The sequence below is a fragment of the Mycobacterium sp. 852014-52144_SCH5372336 genome (assembly GCF_001665615.1).
In the GTDB taxonomy this organism is placed as follows: Bacteria; Actinomycetota; Actinomycetes; order Mycobacteriales; family Mycobacteriaceae; genus Mycobacterium; species Mycobacterium neumannii_A.
Window position 1 is genome coordinate 131,677 of sequence record NZ_LZSW01000018.1, and the last position, 16,982, is coordinate 148,658.

Genomic DNA, 16,982 nt, shown 5'->3' on the forward strand with positions numbered 1-16,982 from the left:
ATCCCCGTCCACACGGGTGATTTCCGGGGCGGCATGCGTATATAGCGAATTGCGACTCAAAGAAAGACACTTATGAGTAAGCAGATTGAGTTCAACGAAACCGCGCGCCGCGCAATGGAAGCCGGCGTGGACAAGCTGGCTGACGCGGTGCGGGTGACCCTTGGGCCGCGCGGCAAGAACGTCGTGCTGGCGAAGTCGTGGGGCGGGCCGACCATCACAAACGACGGTGTGACGATCGCCCGTGAGATCGACCTGGAGGACCCGTTCGAGAACCTCGGGGCGCAGCTGCTCAAGTCGGTCGCCACCAAGACCAACGACGTCACGGGCGACGGCACCACCACCGCCACCGTGCTGGCCCAGGCATTGGTCAAGGGCGGGCTGCGCAACGTCGCGGCCGGTGCCAACCCGATCGCGCTCGGCGCGGGCATCGCCAAGGCCGCCGACGCGGTGTCGGAGGCCTTGTTGGCCGCGGCCACGCCGGTGTCGGAGAAGAACGCCATCGCCCAGGTCGCGACGGTCTCGTCTCGCGACGAGAAGGTCGGCGAGCTGGTCGGTGAGGCGATGACCAAGGTCGGCGCCGACGGCGTCGTCTCCGTCGAGGAGTCCTCGACGCTGGAGACTTACCTGGAGATGACCGACGGCGTCGGCTTCGACAAGGGCTACCTCTCGGCGTATTTCGTCACCGACTTCGACGCCCAGGAGGCGGTGCTCGAGGACGCGCTGGTGCTGCTGCACCGGGAGAAGATCAGCTCGCTGCCCGACCTGCTTCCGCTCCTGGAGAAGGTCGCCGAGGCCGGTAAGCCGCTGTTGATCGTCGCCGAAGATGTTGAGGGCGAACCGCTCTCGACGCTGGTGGTCAACGCCATCCGTAAGACGCTGAAGGCCGTTGCGGTCAAGGCGCCGTTCTTCGGCGACCGCCGCAAGGCGTTCCTCGACGACCTCGCCGTCGTCACCGGCGGCCAAGTCGTCAACCCGGATGTCGGCCTGGTGCTGCGCGAGGTGGGTCTCGAGGTGCTGGGCACCGCTCGGCGCGTCGTGGTGGACAAGGACAGCACCACCATCGTCGAAGGTGGCGGCACCAAGGAGGCCATCGAGGCGCGAAAGGCGCAGCTGCGCTCCGAGATCGAGGCCTCCGATTCGGACTGGGATCGCGAGAAGCTCGAGGAGCGGCTGGCCAAGCTGGCCGGCGGCGTTGCCGTCATCCAGGTGGGTGCCGCGACCGAGACCGATCTGAAGAAGCGCAAGGAAGCAGTGGAGGACGCCGTCGCGGCGGCCAAGGCCGCTGTCGAGGAGGGTGTCATCGCCGGTGGCGGTGCGGCGCTGCTCCAGACGCGCGGCGCGCTGGAGAAGCTGCGCGACAGCCTGTCCGGTGACGAGCGCCTCGGTGTCGAGTTGTTCGCCGCCGCGCTTGCCTCCCCGCTGTACTGGATCGCCACCAATGCCGGCCTGGACGGCGCGGTTGTGGTGAACAAGGTCTCCGAATTGCCTGCGGGACAAGGCTTCAACGCCGCGACCCTCACCTTCGGTGATTTGGCGGCCGACGGCGTCGTCGACCCGGTCAAGGTCACGCGGTTGGCGGTGCTGAACGCGGCGTCGGTGGCCCGCATGGTGCTGACCACCGAGACCGCCGTCGTCGACAAGCCGGAGGAACCGGAGGACGACGGTCACGGCCACGGCCATCACCACCATCACTGAGTAGCGGCACGGAAACACCCCTGGTCCAGTTGGGCCGGGGGTGTTCTCGTGCGCGGCGCGGGCATCACATCGCCACAGCGACGAATCCCGTCGCCGCCACGCACAGCGCAAGCATGCCCGTCGCGTTGATGAACAAGTTGCGGCCGAGATCCCTGGCCCCAATGTGCATCGTGATCGCCACGACGAAGTAACAGGTGAGGGCCACACACGTCAGGAATGCCAACGGCGGGACCCAGATACCGATGATCAAGCCTGCCGCCGCGGCCAGCTTCAGCGGAGGAAGGATCCACCAGAGTCGCCGCGGAAACCGCACATCCTGCAGGCACTTCCGAATGAAGCCCACCGGTGCCACGCACAGGGCGGCATCGACGACCTGAACGAACGCAAGTGCGGCGAGCGGCCACCACGGATCGACCATGGTCGATGCTCCTTCACTGTCGACAACACGGCTACTTCCTATAGACGACCGAGTCGTCCGATGTGTGACAGCTGGACTCCCGACGTGAGAGCACACCCTTGGACGGTGCGGACCCGAATTTCGGAGTCGTGGTGCGGCCCTTGGTCCCCGAGACCGTCCGTCGCCTCGGCGTCGCCGTCTCCGCGAGCGCCTCGCGAGCCGCGCGGGCGTTCCTCGAGCAGATCGCTCCCCTCCGCCCCGACTAAGCCCGCGTTTTGGCAAAGATCAGAACCCGGTATAACCTGGTCGGCGTGAACATCGTGACGCGCGCCGGCTATTGGCGCTTTATCGAGGCTCCGGGCGGAGCCGATAAAGCGCAGCGCTAAGCGACGCATCCACCCGGAGCCCAGGCAGTGACCACCAGGTCGCTGCCTTTCGTCATTCAAGGGCCCTGGGCTTTCACCGGGCGCCCACAATCTCTCCAGAAAGGCACCCGAACATGAATCTGGCGCAGACCGCCACCCCGCCCGCCACCTCGGACCGGCGGGTCCGCGGTTTCAGCGAGATCCCCAGCCCGCACGAGGTGCTCACCGAGTTCCCGCTGGGAGCCCGCCGCGCCGAGCGAGTGGTGCGGGACCGGGAGGAGATCGCCGACATCCTCGCTGGCCGCGACGACCGGCTGCTGGTCGTCGTGGGACCGTGTTCGGTGCACGATCCGTCAGCGGCACTCGATTACGCCAGCCGGCTGGTCAAGGTGGCCGACAAGCTCAGCGACCGCCTCAAGGTCGTGATGCGGGTGTACTTCGAGAAGCCACGCACCACGATCGGGTGGAAGGGCCTGATCAACGATCCCGGCATGGACGGCACCTTCGACGTGGCGCGCGGTCTGCGTATCGCCCGTCACCTGCTGCTCGACATCGTCGACATCGGCTTACCGGTCGGATGTGAGTTCCTCGAACCGACCAGCCCGCAGTACATCGCTGACGCAGTCGCGTGGGGTGCGATCGGCGCCAGGACCACCGAATCCCAGGTGCACCGTCAACTGGCATCGGGGTTGTCGATGCCGGTCGGCTTCAAGAACGGCACCGACGGCAACATCCAGGTCGCCGTCGACGGGGTCAAGGCCGCCGCCGCACCGCACGTCTTCTTCGGCATGGACGACCTCGGGCGCGGCGCGTTGGTCAACACCGCGGGCAACGAGGACTGTCACGTCATCCTGCGTGGCGGCACCAATGGGCCGAACTGCGACGCCGAAGCCATCCGGACGACCGCGGCCAAGCTGACCGCGGCCGGATTGCCCGGCCGCGTCGTAATCGACTGCAGCCACGCCAATTCCGGAAAGGACCACGTCCGCCAGGCCCAGGTCGCCGCGGACGTCGCGCAGCTGGTGCGCGACGGCTTACCGGTCAGCGGGGTGATGCTCGAGAGCTTCCTCGTCGCCGGTGCGCAGGCTCCCGAAGCCCGTCCCCTGACCTACGGGCAGTCGGTGACCGACAAGTGCATGGACTGGGCGACAACCGATTCGGTGCTGCACACGCTTGCCGACCGCGGGTAGGCGCCCCCGCCCGTCAGGAGGCGCGTCGGATACCGCGCTTCAGCAACAGTTCGCGCTCCGACTCGGACAGCCCGCCCCAGATGCCGTAGGGCTCACCGACGGCGAGGGCGTGTGCGCGGCACTGAGCGATCACCGGGCACTTACGGCACATCTCCTTGGCGCGCATCTCGCGTTGCGCGCGGGCGCGGCCGCGCTCCCCGTCGGGATGAAAGAACATGGAGGAATCTTCGCCTCGACAGAGCCCGGCCATCTGCCAGTCCCAAATGTCAGCATTGGGTCCGGGCAGTTGCTGCGGTTGTGGCATTGGAAACCCCTCTCTGCACATCCATTTCGGAAACGAACGGATGAGTGAGTTCAAAACCGATTCGAGCTCAAGTCGCCGATGACCACTCGTGGAGACAAAGTATGGGCGCTCACGAAATCCCGTCAATAGCCCGCACATGTGCTTATTGACATAACCGCAGGCCCAGAATTTACCTCACGTTCATCATTGCGACGCACAGGCAACGAGAACGGTGCTAAACGAACCCCACGAGGTGAACCGCGGACCGTGTTTTTCCAGTTCGCGTCAATTACCCATTCGTGGGCAAACTCCGCCGGCTTACACGGAAGTAACATTGCGAGCACCAATTGTTAACCCGTGGCCGGGCCAATTGATACCGTCGCGCCTCGATGTCCGCAGAGACCGTTCTGGCCGCAGCCGCATTCGGTGACGATCCCGGCCGTTGGCCGTTGCCTGCCGGCGCCACTGCGCGCGAATTGTGGTTGCGCGCCGTCGCGGCGGGCGGACAGGGCCGCTACGCCAGCGCGCGGGTCGATCTGGCGAAGCTGTTCGGCAGCTCGGGGCCCGAGCGGGCGTTGGCGCACAGCACCGAGGCGTCGTTCCTGCGTCAGCTCGGCTGGCACACCCGGGCGCGACGGTGGGACGGCCGGGCATTGGCGCTTGCCGGATCGGATGCCGAAGCGGCCGCGGACGCCTTGATCGGTCTGGCCGCCGACGCGCTGGGTGTCGGCCGGTTCGAGGCGTCGGCGCGCGCGCTGGACCGTGCGGCCGACCTGATCTGTGATCCGGCGCCATCGAGGCTGCGGGTTCGGCTGGGTTGGGTGTCGGCCGAACTGGCGATGGCACGCGGGCGCGGCGAGGCCGCGGTGGGTCACGCCGCGCGCGCCGTCGACGACGCCGCGGCCTTCGGCTCGGTACGCCACGAGGTGAAGTCGTCGGTCGTGCTCGCCGCCGCGCGGTGCAGCGCGGGTGATGTGGCCGCCGCCCGGGCGGTCGCCGACGCCGCACTCGATCAGACGCAACGCTTCGGAATGGTTCCGCTGCAATGGGCGTTGGCCTGCTTGCTGGCCGACATCGGCAGCGACGCGCATCGCACAGTCGACATGGTGGCGATCCGCGATCGTTGTGCCGATACAGTGCGTCGGCGGGGCGGCGTGTGGTCGGTGCGGTAACCGGGTCAACACGGAAGTGAAAGTTATTGTTTAGCTGACCGGCCTACCGGATCCGGTCCCGTTCGTAACGTTGGAGAGATCGCCCACGATGACATTTTCGGGAGAACGTCTCGATGCTGTCGTTGCTGAGGCTGTGGCAGGGAACCGGGACGCACTCCGGGAGGTGCTGGAGACCATCCGTCCGATCGTTGTTCGGTACTGCCGGGCAAGGGTGGGGGCGACGGAGCGCAGCGGCCTCTCAGCCGACGACGTTGCCCAGGAGGTTTGCTTGGCCGCCATCACGGCGCTGCCGCGTTACAAGGATCAGGGACGACCGTTCCTGGCCTTCGTGTACGGCATTGCCGCCCACAAGGTTGCTGACGCGCATCGCGCAGCAGCCAGGAATCGATCCGACCCGACCGATGTCGTGCCGGAGCGGTTCTCGCTGGACGCCGGACCCGAGCAGATGGCGCTCGATGCCGAGGCGTCGGCACGGATGAAGAAGCTTCTGGCGGTGCTTCCCGAGAAGCAGCGCGAGATCCTGATCTTGCGCGTCGTCGTCGGGATGAGCGCCGAGGAGACCGCAGAGGCGGTCGGCAGCACGCCGGGCGCCGTCCGCGTCGCCCAGCACCGTGCGCTGGCGCGACTCAAGTCCGAGATCGTCGCGACGGGGCGTGACTATGCCTGACTTCGGACGCTGGACTTCCAACGGGGGCGACCCCTCGCTCAACGAGATCAACCGCACCGATCGGTTCCTCGATGCGCTGGCCACACAGCAGTCGGTGTACTCGACCGATCCCAGTGAGGCGGAACTGGCTCAGCTGCTGTCGGGCTGGCGCGACGAGGTCCGCACCGCACCGCTGACAGCCACGGTCACGCCGCGCGACGCAGTGCTGGCGCTCGACCGGGCCGCGGCCTCGCGCCGCCGCACGCGCACGTCCTTGGCGGTCGTGGGGTCCGCCGCGGCCGCGGTGTTGTGCATCGGCGGCTTCGGTGCGGTGGTCGCCGGTTCCGCGCCGGGCGACGCGCTCTACGGCCTGCGGACCATGCTGTTCGGCGAGCAACACGACACCCGCGACGACGCGGTCGTTCTGGCCGCACAGACGCAGATGGCCGAGGTGCAGCAGCTGATCGATCAGGGTCAGTGGCAAGCCGCCCAGGACAAGCTCGAGACGTTGACGACGACCGTGGCGACAGTGAACGACACTGTGCGCAAAGAAGAGTTGGTCACTCAGTGGCAAGAGCTGACGGTCAAGGTCGAGGCCCAGGACCCGGCGGCCACCCTTCCGCCGAATGCGCCGCCGCCGACCTTCCCCGAAGTCGTGGTGCTTCCGAGCGACGGCGCCACCTCGTCGGAGACCACTGCGCCGACGGGCACGTCTGAGACGTCACCGCCGACCACCCCCTCGACGTCCGCGCCGACGACACCGTCGACGCCCCCGTCTGGGACGACGTCACCGTCACCGTCGCCATCGACGACGGCTGCCCCGGGCATCCCGCCGCCCACGGTGAGCGCCACCCCGCAGCCCACGTCGGCTCCGAACTCGCCGACGGCGCTGCCCACACCGACAGCGCAACCGACACCGTCGGCGACGCCACGGCCGACGCCGACGGCGGACACGCCGCTACCGACTCCGAGCACCCGGGTTCAGGTTCCGACGCCGACGTCTTTACCTTCGGTGGTCGAGCAGCAGGAGGATGAGGTGACGTCGGCCGCGCCGACGTCGCAGCAACCGACCGTGGAGGCACCCGCGCTGAGGACGGCGGTCACAACGGTGATGGTCCCGGACGCGGTTGAGGAGCCGAGCTAGTCAGCGATAACCGTCGGACTCCGACGTCGCCTCGTTGAGCGAGGCATCGGCGTAGCCGCGGCAGTAATCCCACGTCACGTAGGCATCGGGTTCGGGATCATAGGCGGGCTCGTGCGGGCGTACCGTACCGTCGACCAGCAGTTGCAGCAGGTTGGCGCGCAGCATGTCCCAGTCGTGATAGTGGTCCTGCTGGCATTCGTCGCAGCACACCACAAGTCCGCGGATGCCCCTGTGCGCCAGAAGTGCCTCGTACACCGCCAGATCGGCGAGATCGGCCTCGACCGCCGTCCGCTCCTGCGGGTCCAGCGGCTGGCCCGGCTCGAGCGCGTCGAGGGCAGCCGAAGGGTCGCACGGGTCATCGGCGAACGGGTCCGGTGGCAAACCCGGAGGCAGGTGGTCACGCACGAGTCCACACTACGCAGCGGGGCGGGGATAACGCTAGCCGTCACGCCCACGTCGTCGACCTATCAATAGTTACGTGCGTCATGGCACGTGAGACCGGGATGCCGGCCTCCAGCCGATAGGATGGTTTCTTAGCTCGACGACAGTGTTCGGCTGCGTTTGTATCTGGAGGCCCCCACCATGTCGATCGCCGAAAGCAGCATCCCCATCGCGGTGCCGGTGTCCACCGGTGGGGATGACCCGACGAAAGTCGCCATGCTCGGCTTGACCTTCGACGACGTGCTGCTGCTGCCCGCCGCCTCCGATGTGGTGCCCGCGACCGCCGACACCTCGAGCCAGCTGACCAGAAAGATCCGGCTCAAGGTGCCGCTGGTGAGTTCGGCGATGGACACCGTCACCGAGTCGCGCATGGCGATCGCGATGGCCCGCGCCGGCGGGATGGGCGTGCTGCACCGCAACCTCCCGGTGGCCGAGCAGGCCGGTCAGGTCGAGACGGTCAAACGTTCCGAGGCCGGGATGGTCACCGACCCGGTCACCTGCTCGCCGGACAACACGCTCGCCGAGGTCGACGCGATGTGCGCGCGGTTCCGGATCTCCGGGTTGCCCGTCGTCGACGACACCGGTGAGCTCGTCGGCATCATCACCAACCGCGACATGCGTTTCGAGGTGGATCAGTCCAAGCCGGTCTCCGAGGTCATGACCAAGGCCCCGCTGATCACCGCCCGGGAGGGCGTGTCCGCCGAGGCGGCGCTAGGACTGTTGCGCCGCAACAAGATCGAGAAGCTTCCCATCGTCGACGGGCACGGCAAGCTGACCGGCCTGATCACCGTCAAGGATTTCGTCAAGACCGAGCAGTTCCCGTTGTCGACCAAGGACAAGGACGGCAGGCTGCTCGTCGGTGCGGCCGTCGGCGTCGGTGACGACGCCTGGACGCGGGCGATGACGTTGGTGGACGCGGGCGTCGACGTGCTGGTGGTGGACACCGCGCACGCGCACAACCGCGGGGTGCTGGACATGGTGAGCCGGATCAAGGCCGCCGTGGGCGACCGGGTCGAGGTGATCGGCGGCAACGTCGCGACGCGGGCGGCCGCAGCCGCGCTGGTGCAAGCCGGCGCCGACGCCGTAAAGGTCGGGGTCGGACCCGGTTCGATCTGCACCACCCGTGTGGTCGCGGGAGTCGGAGCACCGCAGATCACCGCGATCTTGGAAGCCGTAGCGGCCTGTCGTCCGTATGGTGTGCCGGTCATCGCCGACGGCGGACTGCAGTACTCGGGCGACATCGCCAAGGCCCTGGCGGCGGGCGCGTCGACCGCGATGCTGGGCTCGTTGCTCGCGGGCACCGCCGAGTCGCCCGGCGAGCTGATCTTCGTCAACGGCAAGCAGTTCAAGAGCTATCGCGGCATGGGTTCGCTCGGCGCCATGCAGGGCCGCGGCGCTGCCGGGGCGTTGCGCGGCTCCTACTCCAAGGACCGCTACTTCCAGGACGACGTGCTCAGCGAGGACAAGCTGGTGCCCGAGGGGATCGAGGGCCGGGTACCGTTCCGCGGTCCGCTGGCGACGGTGATCCACCAACTGACCGGCGGGCTGCGCGCGGCCATGGGGTACACCGGGTCGGCGACGATCGAGCAGTTGCAGCAGGCCCAGTTCGTGCAGATCACCGCGGCGGGGCTCAAGGAGAGCCACCCGCATGACATCACGATGACGGTCGAGGCGCCGAACTACTACAACCGCTGACGAGCGCTTGCGCGAGGAACAGAACGTACTGACAGGAGAAACTGGCCATGCGAGACATGGTTGAGCTCGGCATGGGCAGAACGGCCCGCCGCACCTACGAACTCGACGACGTCAACATCGTGCCGTCGCGGCGCACCCGGTCGTCGCAGGATGTGTCGACGGCCTGGCAACTGGACGCCTACCGGTTCGAGATCCCGGTGGTGGCCCACCCCACCGATGCGCTGGTGTCTCCGGAGTTCGCCATCGAGATCGGTCGGCTCGGCGGACTCGGCGTGCTCAACGGCGAGGGGCTCATCGGCCGGCACGCCGACGTCGAAGCCAAGATCGCGCAGGTGATCGAGGCGGCGGAGAAGGAACCGGAGCCCTCGGCCGCGATCAGACTGCTGCAGCAGTTCCACGCGGCCCCGCTGGACCCGGATCTGCTCGGCGCATCCGTAGCGCGCATCCGCGAGGCCGGCGTGACGACCGCGGTGCGCGTCAGCCCGCAGAACGCCCGCGCACTCACGCCGACACTGCTCGCCGCGGGAATCGACCTGTTGGTCATCCAGGGCACGATCATCTCCGCCGAGCGGGTGGCCTCCAACGGGGAACCGCTGAACCTCAAGACCTTCATCTCCGAACTCGACGTGCCCGTCGTCGCGGGCGGCGTCCTCGACCACCGCACCGCGCTGCATCTGATGCGCACCGGCGCGGCCGGCGTCATCGTCGGCTATGGCTCGACCAGCGGCGTGACCACCAGTGACGAGGTGCTCGGGATCAGCGTCCCGATGGCCACCGCCATCGCCGACGCCGCCGCCGCGCGCCGCGAGTACCTCGACGAGACCGGCGGACGCTACGTCCACGTCCTGGCCGACGGCGACATGCACACCTCCGGCGATCTAGCGAAAGCCATCGCGTGCGGTGCGGACGCGGTGGTGCTCGGAACTCCGCTGGCGACCTCGGCCGAAGCGCTGGGCGCAGGCTGGTACTGGCCGGCCGCCGCCGCGCATCCGTCGCTGCCACGGGGTGCGTTCCTGCAAGTCGCGATGGGCGAGCGCCCATCGTTGCAACAGGTCCTTACTGGTCCCTCCGACGATCCGTTCGGCTCGTTGAACCTGGTCGGCGGGCTGCGGCGCTCGATGGCCAAGGCCGGTTACTGCGACCTCAAGGAATTCCAGAAGGTCGGCCTGACCGTCGGGAGCTGAGTCTTCGCGCCTACCCTGGACGAGGTGTTCTTCTTCCTCTTCAGCTACGGCACCAAACAGAAGCATCTCGGTGCCGGGGAGGTTCGGACCTGCCCGCGCTGCCACAACACCACCCAGTGGTCGCGGATTCGCGAGTTCAAGCAGTTCTCGCTGTTCTTCATTCCGGTGGCGCGTTGGAACCGTCGCCAATTCGAGGTGTGCGGCATCTGCGGCACCGCGGTCGCGGTCTGACCGACGTGGAAAGTTACCCCGCGGTAACGTCATACTGGGTGTATGGAACCTGACTACGACGTCCTGGTGATCGGTTCGGGGTTCGGCGGCAGCGTCACGGCGCTGCGGCTCACCGAGAAGGGCTACCGCGTCGGTGTGCTCGAGGCCGGCAGGCGCTTCGAAGACGAGGACTTCGCCAGGAGCTCGTGGAACCTGCGCAAGTTCCTGTGGGCGCCGCAGTTGGGCATGTACGGCATCCAGCGGATTCACCTGCTGCGCAACGTGATGATCCTGGCAGGCGCGGGTGTCGGAGGCGGCTCGTTGAACTACGCCAACACGCTCTACGTACCGCCGGACCCGTTCTTCAACGACCCGCAGTGGAAGGACATCACCGACTGGCGCGCGGAGCTCATGCCGCACTACGACCAGGCTCAGCGCATGCTCGGCGTCGTCACCAACCCCACGTTCACCGATGCCGACCGCGTGGTCAAGCAGGTCGCCGAGGAGATGGGTGTGGGCGACTCGTTCGTGCCGACGCCCGTGGGCGTCTTCTTCGGCCCGGACGGCACCAAAGCGCCCGGCGAGACCGTGCCCGACCCGTACTTCGGCGGCGCCGGACCGGCGCGCAAGGGGTGCATCGAGGTCGGCGAATGTATGACCGGCTGCCGCCATAACGCCAAGAACACGCTGGTCAAGAATTATCTGTACCTGGCCGAGAAGTTCGGCACGACGATCCACCCGATGACCACCGTCACCGGCTTCGAGCAGCGCCCGGACGGGCTCTGGAATGTGCACACCGTCCGGACCGGTCGCTGGGTTCGCAAGCAGAAGCGCACCTTCACCGCGTCACACGTCGTGCTGGCGGCCGGCACCTGGGGCACGCAGCGGTTGCTGTTCAAGATGCGCGACAAGGGCATGTTGCCGAACCTGTCCGACAAGCTCGGTGTGCTGACCCGCACCAACTCCGAATCCATCGTCGGCGCCGGACGATTCGAGGTGACCGACGACCTCGACCTGACGCACGGCGTGGCGATCACCTCGTCGTTCCACCCCACCTCCGACACCCACATCGAGCCGGTGCGCTACGGCAAGGGCTCCAACGCCATGGGCCTGCTGCAGACGCTGATGACCGACGGCGACGGCCCCGAAGGCACCGACACGCCGCGGTGGAAACAGCTGTTCCTCAACGCGCGCAAGGATCCTCGCGGCACGATCCGCCTGCTCAACGTCCGGCGGTGGAGCGAACGCACGTTGATCGCACTGGTCATGCAGCACCTCGACAATTCGATCACCACGTTCACCAAGCGCAACAGGCTCGGTATCAGGCGCTACCTGAGCAAACAGGGCCACGGGGCGCCCAACCCGACGTGGATTCCCGTCGGGAATCGGGTCACCCGCCGTATCGCCGAAAAGATCGACGGCGTCGCGGGCGGCACCTGGGGCGAGTTGTTCAACATCCCCCTCACCGCGCACTTCCTCGGCGGCGCCGCCATCGGTGACGACGCGCAGCACGGCGTCATCGATCCGTATCACCGGGTGTACGGCTATCCGACGCTCTCGGTGCACGATGGTGCGTCGATCTCGGCGAATCTCGGTGTCAATCCGTCACTTTCGATCACCGCCCAGGCTGAGCGCGCGGCCTCGCTGTGGCCGAACAAGGGTGAGTCCGACCTGCGGCCGGAACAGGGGCAGCCGTACCGCCGCTTGGCGCCCGTCGCTCCGCAGACCCCGGTCGTCCCGGCCCACGCACCCGCTGCGCTGCGCTGGTTGCCGATCCCACCCGTCACCTCGGCTGGTTGAGAATCGGCCGATTCGGGTAACTAACTCCCGCTATCGCGACGGCACATCTTGCGAGTGAGGGGAGTCGCCGATGCGGACCGCTTATCACGAGCAACTGACCGCACTGAGCGCCCAGCTCGGCGAGATGTGCGGGTTGGCGGTCAGTGCGCTCGAGCGGGCGACGGAAGCCCTGCTGGACGCGGATCTCTCGCTCGCCGAGCAGGTCATCGCCGACCACGAGCACATCATCGAGCTCAACCGACGGGCCGAGGAGGCGGCGCTGCGGATCCTCGCGCTGCAACAACCGGTCGCCAGTGACCTGCGCAGGGTCGTCGGCTCCATCCACATCGCCGCGGACATCGACCGGATGGGCGCGCTGGCGGCCCACGTGGCCGGCATCTCGCGGCTGCGGCACCCGGATTGCGCGCTGCCTGCCGACGTGCGGGCGAGCTTCGCCGAGATGGGTGCGCGCGCGGTGCAACTGGCGAAGACGGCACAGGAGGTGCTGCTGTCGCGCGATCCCGACAAGGCAGCACGGCTGCGCGATGAGGACGACGCCGTCGACGCCGAGCACCGGCACCTGTTCACGCTGTTGATCGACCACAAGTGGCAGGACGGGGTGTGCTCGGCCGTCGATGTGGCGCTGCTGGGGCGCTACTACGAGCGGTTCGCCGACCACGCCGTCGAGATCGGCAAGCGCGTGGTGTTCGAGGCGACCGGCGGTCTGCCCGGTCACAAGCAGATCGGGTAGCAGGACCTAGGTCGGGCGCCGGCGCACCGGCTCGCGCCCCGGCGGTTGTTGAGGCGTCGGCAGTAGCGGCCGGCAATGGCGAACCGGAACGGTTGTGGGCTCCCGGGAATCCAGGTGCAGGTCTTCGCCGCCGTGGCGGATCAGCAGTTCGCCCTCCGGGCCGTCACGCAGCGTATAGGCGACCTCGTCGTGATCGGCATCGACAGTGAGGCGAAAGTTCCTCCACCTCAACCGAAATCGAAGGCGAGAGATCCCGTCGGGCAGTCGGGGGTTGAGCTCGAGTACCCCTTCATCGTCACGGAGCCCGCCGAATCCCGCCACCATCGCGGCCCATGCACCGCCGAGCGACGCCATGTGCAGGCCATCGCGGGTGTTGTGGTGGAGATCGCGCAGATCGATCATCGCCGCCTCGTAGGCGTAGTCATGGGCGAGTTCGAGATGACCGACGTCGGCGCACATCACCGCCTGTGTACACGCCGACAGCGACGAATCCCGTGTGGTGCGTCGTTCGTAATAGTCGACGTTGCGGGCCTTTTGTTCGGCGGTGAACGCATGGCCCTGCCAGTGCATCGCCAACACCAGGTCCGCTTGTTTGATCACCTGCGCCGGGTAGAGCCGAACATACGGCTCGTTCATCAGCAGTGGATAGATCGTGTTGGCGTGAAAGTCCCACTCGCGCAACGTCGTGAAACCGTCACACTGCTGATGCACGCCCAGCTCCTCGTCGAACGGGATGTGGACCGTGTCGGCGGCGTGGCGCCACACCGCCATCTCTTCGGTGGTGACCCCAGCTGTCTGGGCGGCGTCGACATTGCGCGCACACGCCTCTGCGGCCGCCCGAAGGTTGGCCGCCGCCATCAGGTTGGTGAACACGTTGTCGCGCACGATGGCCGTGTACTCGTCGGGTCCGGTCACCCCGTCGACGTGCCACACCCCGTGACGGTCGTGGTGACCGAGTGACGCCCACAGCCGCGCGGTCTCGATGAGCACCGTCAGACCACATTCCTCTTCGAGCGAATGGTCCCCTGTGACAATGCGGTAGCGCTCGAACGCCATTGCGATGTCGGCGTTGACGTGGAAGGCCGCGGTGCCCGCCGGCCAGTAAGCCGAGCACTCCTCGCCGCGGATGGTGCGCCACGGGTATGCGGCGCCGTCGAGGTCCAGCAGCGTCGCCCGCTCCTTGGCCAGCGGGAGAATCGAAGCGCGCCAACGCAATGCGTCGGCAGCCGCCGAGGGCTGGGTGTAGGTCAGCAGCGGCAGGACGAAACCCTCGGTGTCCCAGAAGGCGTGGCCGTCATAACCCGTTCCGGTGAGACCCTTGCCGGGGATCGCGCGGCGCTCGGCGCGCGCGCTGGCCTGCAGGACGTGGAAGAGGGCGAACCGTACCGCTTGCTGGCAGTCGGGGTCGCCCTCCACCTCGACGTCCGCACCGTCCCAGAAATCGTCGAGGTAGGCCCACTGGGCATCAAGCAACCCCTGCCAGCCGGTGTAGCGCGCGCTGCTGAGCGCCGCCGCCGCCTGGTCGCGCAGTGCCGGGCGCGACCGCAGGCTGGACCAGCCGTAGGCGAGGTACTTGACGATGCGGAGACGCTGGCCGGGGCGCAGCCCGCAGATGACCGTCGTGTTGGCCCAGTCCTTGCCGGCGCCGGTGTCCACCTCGACACGACCGGGAACCTCGATGTCGTGGTCCATGGCCGCGGCCATCATCAGATTGCTTCCACGGGTGCGGTGCAGCAGGATCGCGCCGTGTTCGGAGTGCTCGTGCTGCACCGGCTCCAACGGTCTTTCCAGGACGGCCGATACCCGCGGGTCCTTCGTCGACGGCGGCAACTCCTCGTTGGCCACCAGTTCCGATTGCGCCGTGACACGGACGAATTCGTCCTGCGCCTCGACGATGTACTCGATGGCCGCGACGCTGCGTTGGGTCAGTGAAACGATCCGCGTGGAAGTGATTCTGATCCGCTTACCTGCCGGTGAACACCAGCAGGCGGTGCGTCTGAGCGTGCCCGTCCGAAAATCGAGAACTCGTTCGTGGTCGAGCAGTTCGCCGTAACGCACGTCGAACGGTTCGTCGTCGACCAACAGGCGCATCAACTTGCCGTTGGTGACGTTGACGACCGTCTGCCCGTCCTCAGGCCAGCCGTATCCTGCCTCGGCGTACGGAAGGGGGCGAACCTCGTAGAACGAATTGAGATAGGTGCCGGGCAAAGCGTGTGGTTCGCCTTCGTCGAGATTTCCACGCATGCCGATGTGGCCGTTGGACAGCGCGAACAACGACTCCGACTGTGCGAGCATGTCGAGGTCGAGCGATTGCTCGCGGATCTGCCACGGTTCGACGGGGTAGACGTCGTCGTGCAGGCTCACGTGAGCAGGTCCGCCAGGTCGGTGACCACGATGTCGGCCCCGTTGTGCCGCAACGCTTCTGCGTGGCCTACCCGATCGACGCCGATAACCAGGCCGAATCCTCCGGCCCGTCCTGCCGCCACCCCGGAGATCGCGTCTTCGTACACAGCACCCTGTTCGGGTGTCACGCCGAGAAGCTCGGCTGCGCGCAGGAACGAATCGGGCGCGGGTTTTCCTGCGATGTTCTCTTCGCGCAGCACGACACCGTCCACGCGGTGTTGGACGAATTCGGCCAGCCCAGTCATGTCGAGCACCTCGCGGGTGTTGGCGCTGGACGACACCACCGCGATGCCCAGGCCCGCTGCCGAGGCCGCCTCCAGATAGCGGCGTGAGCCCTCGAACACCTCGACGCCGTCGGTGCGCAGGATCTGTTGGAACAAGTCGTTCTTCGCATTACCCAGCCCGTGAACCGTCTCTTGCGGTGGCCGATCGTCGGGATCGCCTTCGGGCAACTCGATGCCCCGGCTGGACAGAAACGACCGCACCCCGTCTTCGCGCTTCTTGCCGTCGACATAGGTGAGGTAGTCACTTTGCACGTCGAACGGTGTGAACGCCTCGCCGGTGAGCTCCGCTCGTCGGCGGAGGAAGTCGTCGAACATCGCCTTCCATGCTTTCTTGTGCACGCTCGCGGTGTCTGTCAACACGCCGTCGAGGTCGAACAATGCGGCGCGGATCCCAGCGGGCAGACCTAGTCTTTCGGTTTCAGGCACAAACCACCCGTTCCCGTCATCGCGCGCAGACATACCTGCGCGTCGATGAACTTACTGCAGCTTTGAAATTGACGCACTCAGCAAACAATTGCCTTATATTGAGCGAGCTTGTCGGTTCGACAGGGTGCTACTCGAGAAAAGGGACCCCATGACCTATCCGCCTCAGCCTCCGCCACCGCCGCCGCAGGGTTATGGTCCACCGCCCAGTGGCTACCCGGCACAGCAGCCCGACAGCAATCTCGTGTGGGGCATCCTCGTTACGGTGTTGTGCTGCTTGCCATTTGGAATCGTGTCGATCATCAACGCCGCCAAAGTGAACGGCTTGTGGGCGCAGGGCCAGTACGCGCAGGCGCAGAAGGCGTCCGACGATGCCAAGAAGTGGGCGATCTGGGGCGCGATCGCCGGCGCGATCGTCATCGTCATCTACCTCATCATCGGCCTGGCGGGCGGCGGGCTGGCATACATGTGACGCGCGTGCGCTCGCTCGCCGCGCCGTTGGCGGTCGCCACCGTCGCGGCGGGCGGGTGCGCGGCGATCTGGTTGGCGGATCCGACGGTTCCCGGGGGGATACTGCCCGTCTGCCCGACCAAGGCGCTGCTCGGCATCGACTGCCCCGGGTGCGGGAGCCTGCGGATGATCTACTCGCTGCTTCATCTCGACGTCGCCGCGGCGGTCCGGTTCAACGCACTCGGCGTGCTCGCGCTGGTGTTCCTGCTGTGGGCGTACGGGACCTGGATTTACGGGTGTATCGCAGGCGCGCGGGTGCGCAGTTGGCAGCACCTGCGGTGGTCGGCGCCGGTGGCGGTGGTGCTGACCATGGCGTGGTTCGTCGTGCGCAACTTGCCGTTTGAGCCGTTCACCGCGCTGCAGGTGTGACGTCGTCGCAGTGATCAGACACGCAGCCGGATTGCGGTCCG

17 protein-coding genes are annotated in these 16,982 nt (G+C 67.1%); 12 read left to right on the plus strand and 5 right to left on the minus strand.

Features of this window, described 5'->3' with window-relative positions; translation table 11 throughout:
- Positions 1-72: 72 nt before the first annotated feature.
- Positions 73-1,695 carry a chaperonin GroEL gene (groL, locus tag A5759_RS03135; protein ID WP_068193607.1) on the plus strand — a complete coding sequence of 541 codons (1,623 nt, stop codon included), beginning with the start codon at positions 73-75 and terminating at the stop codon, positions 1,693-1,695.
- 64 nt (positions 1,696-1,759) lie between these two features.
- On the opposite strand, the gene A5759_RS03140 is transcribed toward groL, so the two are convergent.
- Positions 1,760-2,113 carry a DoxX family protein gene (locus A5759_RS03140; protein ID WP_068193610.1) on the minus strand — a complete coding sequence of 118 codons (354 nt, stop codon included), beginning with the start codon at positions 2,111-2,113 and terminating at the stop codon, positions 1,760-1,762.
- Positions 2,114-2,591: 478 nt separating this feature from the next.
- Here A5759_RS03140 and A5759_RS03145 point away from each other — a divergent pair, with 478 nt between their 5' ends.
- Positions 2,592-3,647: a 3-deoxy-7-phosphoheptulonate synthase gene (locus A5759_RS03145; protein ID WP_068193612.1), complete on the plus strand. Its 1,056-nt coding sequence runs from the start codon at positions 2,592-2,594 to the stop codon at positions 3,645-3,647.
- 13 nt (positions 3,648-3,660) lie between these two features.
- Here the strand turns inward: A5759_RS03145 and A5759_RS03150 are convergent, their stop codons facing one another.
- Positions 3,661-3,951 carry a WhiB family transcriptional regulator gene (locus tag A5759_RS03150; protein ID WP_064419454.1) on the minus strand — a complete coding sequence of 97 codons (291 nt, stop codon included), beginning with the start codon at positions 3,949-3,951 and terminating at the stop codon, positions 3,661-3,663.
- Between the two features lie 368 nt (positions 3,952-4,319).
- Here A5759_RS03150 and A5759_RS03155 point away from each other — a divergent pair, with 368 nt between their 5' ends.
- From A5759_RS03155 to A5759_RS03165, 3 genes are all read left to right on the plus strand, one after another.
- On the plus strand, positions 4,320-5,102 hold the full coding sequence (locus A5759_RS03155; protein ID WP_068193615.1) for a hypothetical protein: 783 nt from the start codon (positions 4,320-4,322) through the stop codon (positions 5,100-5,102).
- 88 nt (positions 5,103-5,190) lie between these two features.
- Positions 5,191-5,769, plus strand: a complete 579-nt coding sequence (locus A5759_RS03160; protein ID WP_068193617.1) for a sigma-70 family RNA polymerase sigma factor — start codon at positions 5,191-5,193, stop codon at positions 5,767-5,769.
- Entirely contained in the window at positions 5,762-6,892 is a 1,131-nt protein-coding gene (locus A5759_RS03165; RefSeq protein ID WP_068193620.1) for an anti-sigma-D factor RsdA, read from the plus strand. The genes A5759_RS03160 and A5759_RS03165 overlap by 8 nt, the downstream gene beginning before the upstream one ends.
- Here A5759_RS03165 and A5759_RS03170 read toward each other — a convergent pair whose 3' ends face one another.
- Entirely contained in the window at positions 6,893-7,297 is a 405-nt protein-coding gene (locus A5759_RS03170; protein WP_064345682.1) for a DUF5319 domain-containing protein, read from the minus strand.
- A 177-nt stretch (positions 7,298-7,474) separates the two neighbouring features.
- Here A5759_RS03170 and guaB point away from each other — a divergent pair, with 177 nt between their 5' ends.
- The 5 genes from guaB (at position 7,475) to phoU (ending at position 12,952) form a co-directional block, all read left to right on the plus strand.
- The gene (gene guaB / locus A5759_RS03175; RefSeq protein ID WP_068193623.1) at positions 7,475-9,028 is read left to right on the plus strand and encodes an IMP dehydrogenase; all 1,554 of its coding nucleotides are present in this window, start codon (positions 7,475-7,477) and stop codon (positions 9,026-9,028) included.
- A gap of 56 nt (positions 9,029-9,084) precedes the next feature.
- A complete protein-coding gene (locus A5759_RS03180; protein WP_197505940.1) occupies positions 9,085-10,212 on the plus strand; it encodes a GuaB3 family IMP dehydrogenase-related protein in 1,128 nt (375 codons plus the stop codon).
- Between the two features lie 24 nt (positions 10,213-10,236).
- A complete protein-coding gene (locus A5759_RS03185; RefSeq protein WP_066849288.1) occupies positions 10,237-10,443 on the plus strand; it encodes a zinc-ribbon domain-containing protein in 207 nt (68 codons plus the stop codon).
- A gap of 42 nt (positions 10,444-10,485) precedes the next feature.
- Entirely contained in the window at positions 10,486-12,222 is a 1,737-nt protein-coding gene (locus tag A5759_RS03190) for a GMC oxidoreductase (RefSeq protein WP_068193626.1), read from the plus strand.
- Between the two features lie 70 nt (positions 12,223-12,292).
- The gene (gene phoU / locus A5759_RS03195; protein WP_068193630.1) at positions 12,293-12,952 is read left to right on the plus strand and encodes a phosphate signaling complex protein PhoU; all 660 of its coding nucleotides are present in this window, start codon (positions 12,293-12,295) and stop codon (positions 12,950-12,952) included.
- 6 nt (positions 12,953-12,958) lie between these two features.
- Here the strand turns inward: phoU and A5759_RS03200 are convergent, their stop codons facing one another.
- Together A5759_RS03200 and A5759_RS03205 are read right to left on the minus strand one after the other, a co-directional pair.
- Positions 12,959-15,310, minus strand: a complete 2,352-nt coding sequence (locus A5759_RS03200) for a glycoside hydrolase family 65 protein (RefSeq protein WP_066849796.1) — start codon at positions 15,308-15,310, stop codon at positions 12,959-12,961.
- A 2-nt stretch (positions 15,311-15,312) separates the two neighbouring features.
- A complete protein-coding gene (locus A5759_RS03205) occupies positions 15,313-16,065 on the minus strand; it encodes a beta-phosphoglucomutase family hydrolase (protein ID WP_231984519.1) in 753 nt (250 codons plus the stop codon).
- A 148-nt stretch (positions 16,066-16,213) separates the two neighbouring features.
- On the opposite strand from A5759_RS03205, the gene A5759_RS03210 reads away from it, so the two are divergent.
- The gene (locus A5759_RS03210) at positions 16,214-16,534 is read left to right on the plus strand and encodes a CD225/dispanin family protein (RefSeq protein WP_068193636.1); all 321 of its coding nucleotides are present in this window, start codon (positions 16,214-16,216) and stop codon (positions 16,532-16,534) included.
- The gene (locus A5759_RS03215; RefSeq protein WP_068193639.1) at positions 16,531-16,941 is read left to right on the plus strand and encodes a DUF2752 domain-containing protein; all 411 of its coding nucleotides are present in this window, start codon (positions 16,531-16,533) and stop codon (positions 16,939-16,941) included. The genes A5759_RS03210 and A5759_RS03215 overlap by 4 nt, the downstream gene beginning before the upstream one ends.
- Positions 16,942-16,982 lie beyond the last annotated feature (41 nt).

Excerpts from the sequence above, each read along its gene's own strand:
- groL (WP_068193607.1), top strand. The coding sequence starts at position 73 with ATGAGTAAGCAGATTGAGTTCAACGAAACCGCGCGCCGCGCAATGGAA.
- A5759_RS03140 (WP_068193610.1), bottom strand. The coding sequence starts at position 2,113 with ATGGTCGATCCGTGGTGGCCGCTCGCCGCACTTGCGTTCGTTCAGGTC.
- A5759_RS03145 (WP_068193612.1), top strand. The coding sequence starts at position 2,592 with ATGAATCTGGCGCAGACCGCCACCCCGCCCGCCACCTCGGACCGGCGG.
- A5759_RS03150 (WP_064419454.1), bottom strand. The coding sequence starts at position 3,951 with ATGCCACAACCGCAGCAACTGCCCGGACCCAATGCTGACATTTGGGAC.
- A5759_RS03155 (WP_068193615.1), top strand. The coding sequence starts at position 4,320 with ATGTCCGCAGAGACCGTTCTGGCCGCAGCCGCATTCGGTGACGATCCC.
- A5759_RS03160 (WP_068193617.1), top strand. The coding sequence starts at position 5,191 with ATGACATTTTCGGGAGAACGTCTCGATGCTGTCGTTGCTGAGGCTGTG.
- A5759_RS03165 (WP_068193620.1), top strand. The coding sequence starts at position 5,762 with ATGCCTGACTTCGGACGCTGGACTTCCAACGGGGGCGACCCCTCGCTC.
- guaB (WP_068193623.1), top strand. The coding sequence starts at position 7,475 with ATGTCGATCGCCGAAAGCAGCATCCCCATCGCGGTGCCGGTGTCCACC.
- A5759_RS03180 (WP_197505940.1), top strand. The coding sequence starts at position 9,085 with ATGGTTGAGCTCGGCATGGGCAGAACGGCCCGCCGCACCTACGAACTC.
- A5759_RS03190 (WP_068193626.1), top strand. The coding sequence starts at position 10,486 with ATGGAACCTGACTACGACGTCCTGGTGATCGGTTCGGGGTTCGGCGGC.
- phoU (WP_068193630.1), top strand. The coding sequence starts at position 12,293 with ATGCGGACCGCTTATCACGAGCAACTGACCGCACTGAGCGCCCAGCTC.
- A5759_RS03210 (WP_068193636.1), top strand. The coding sequence starts at position 16,214 with ATGACCTATCCGCCTCAGCCTCCGCCACCGCCGCCGCAGGGTTATGGT.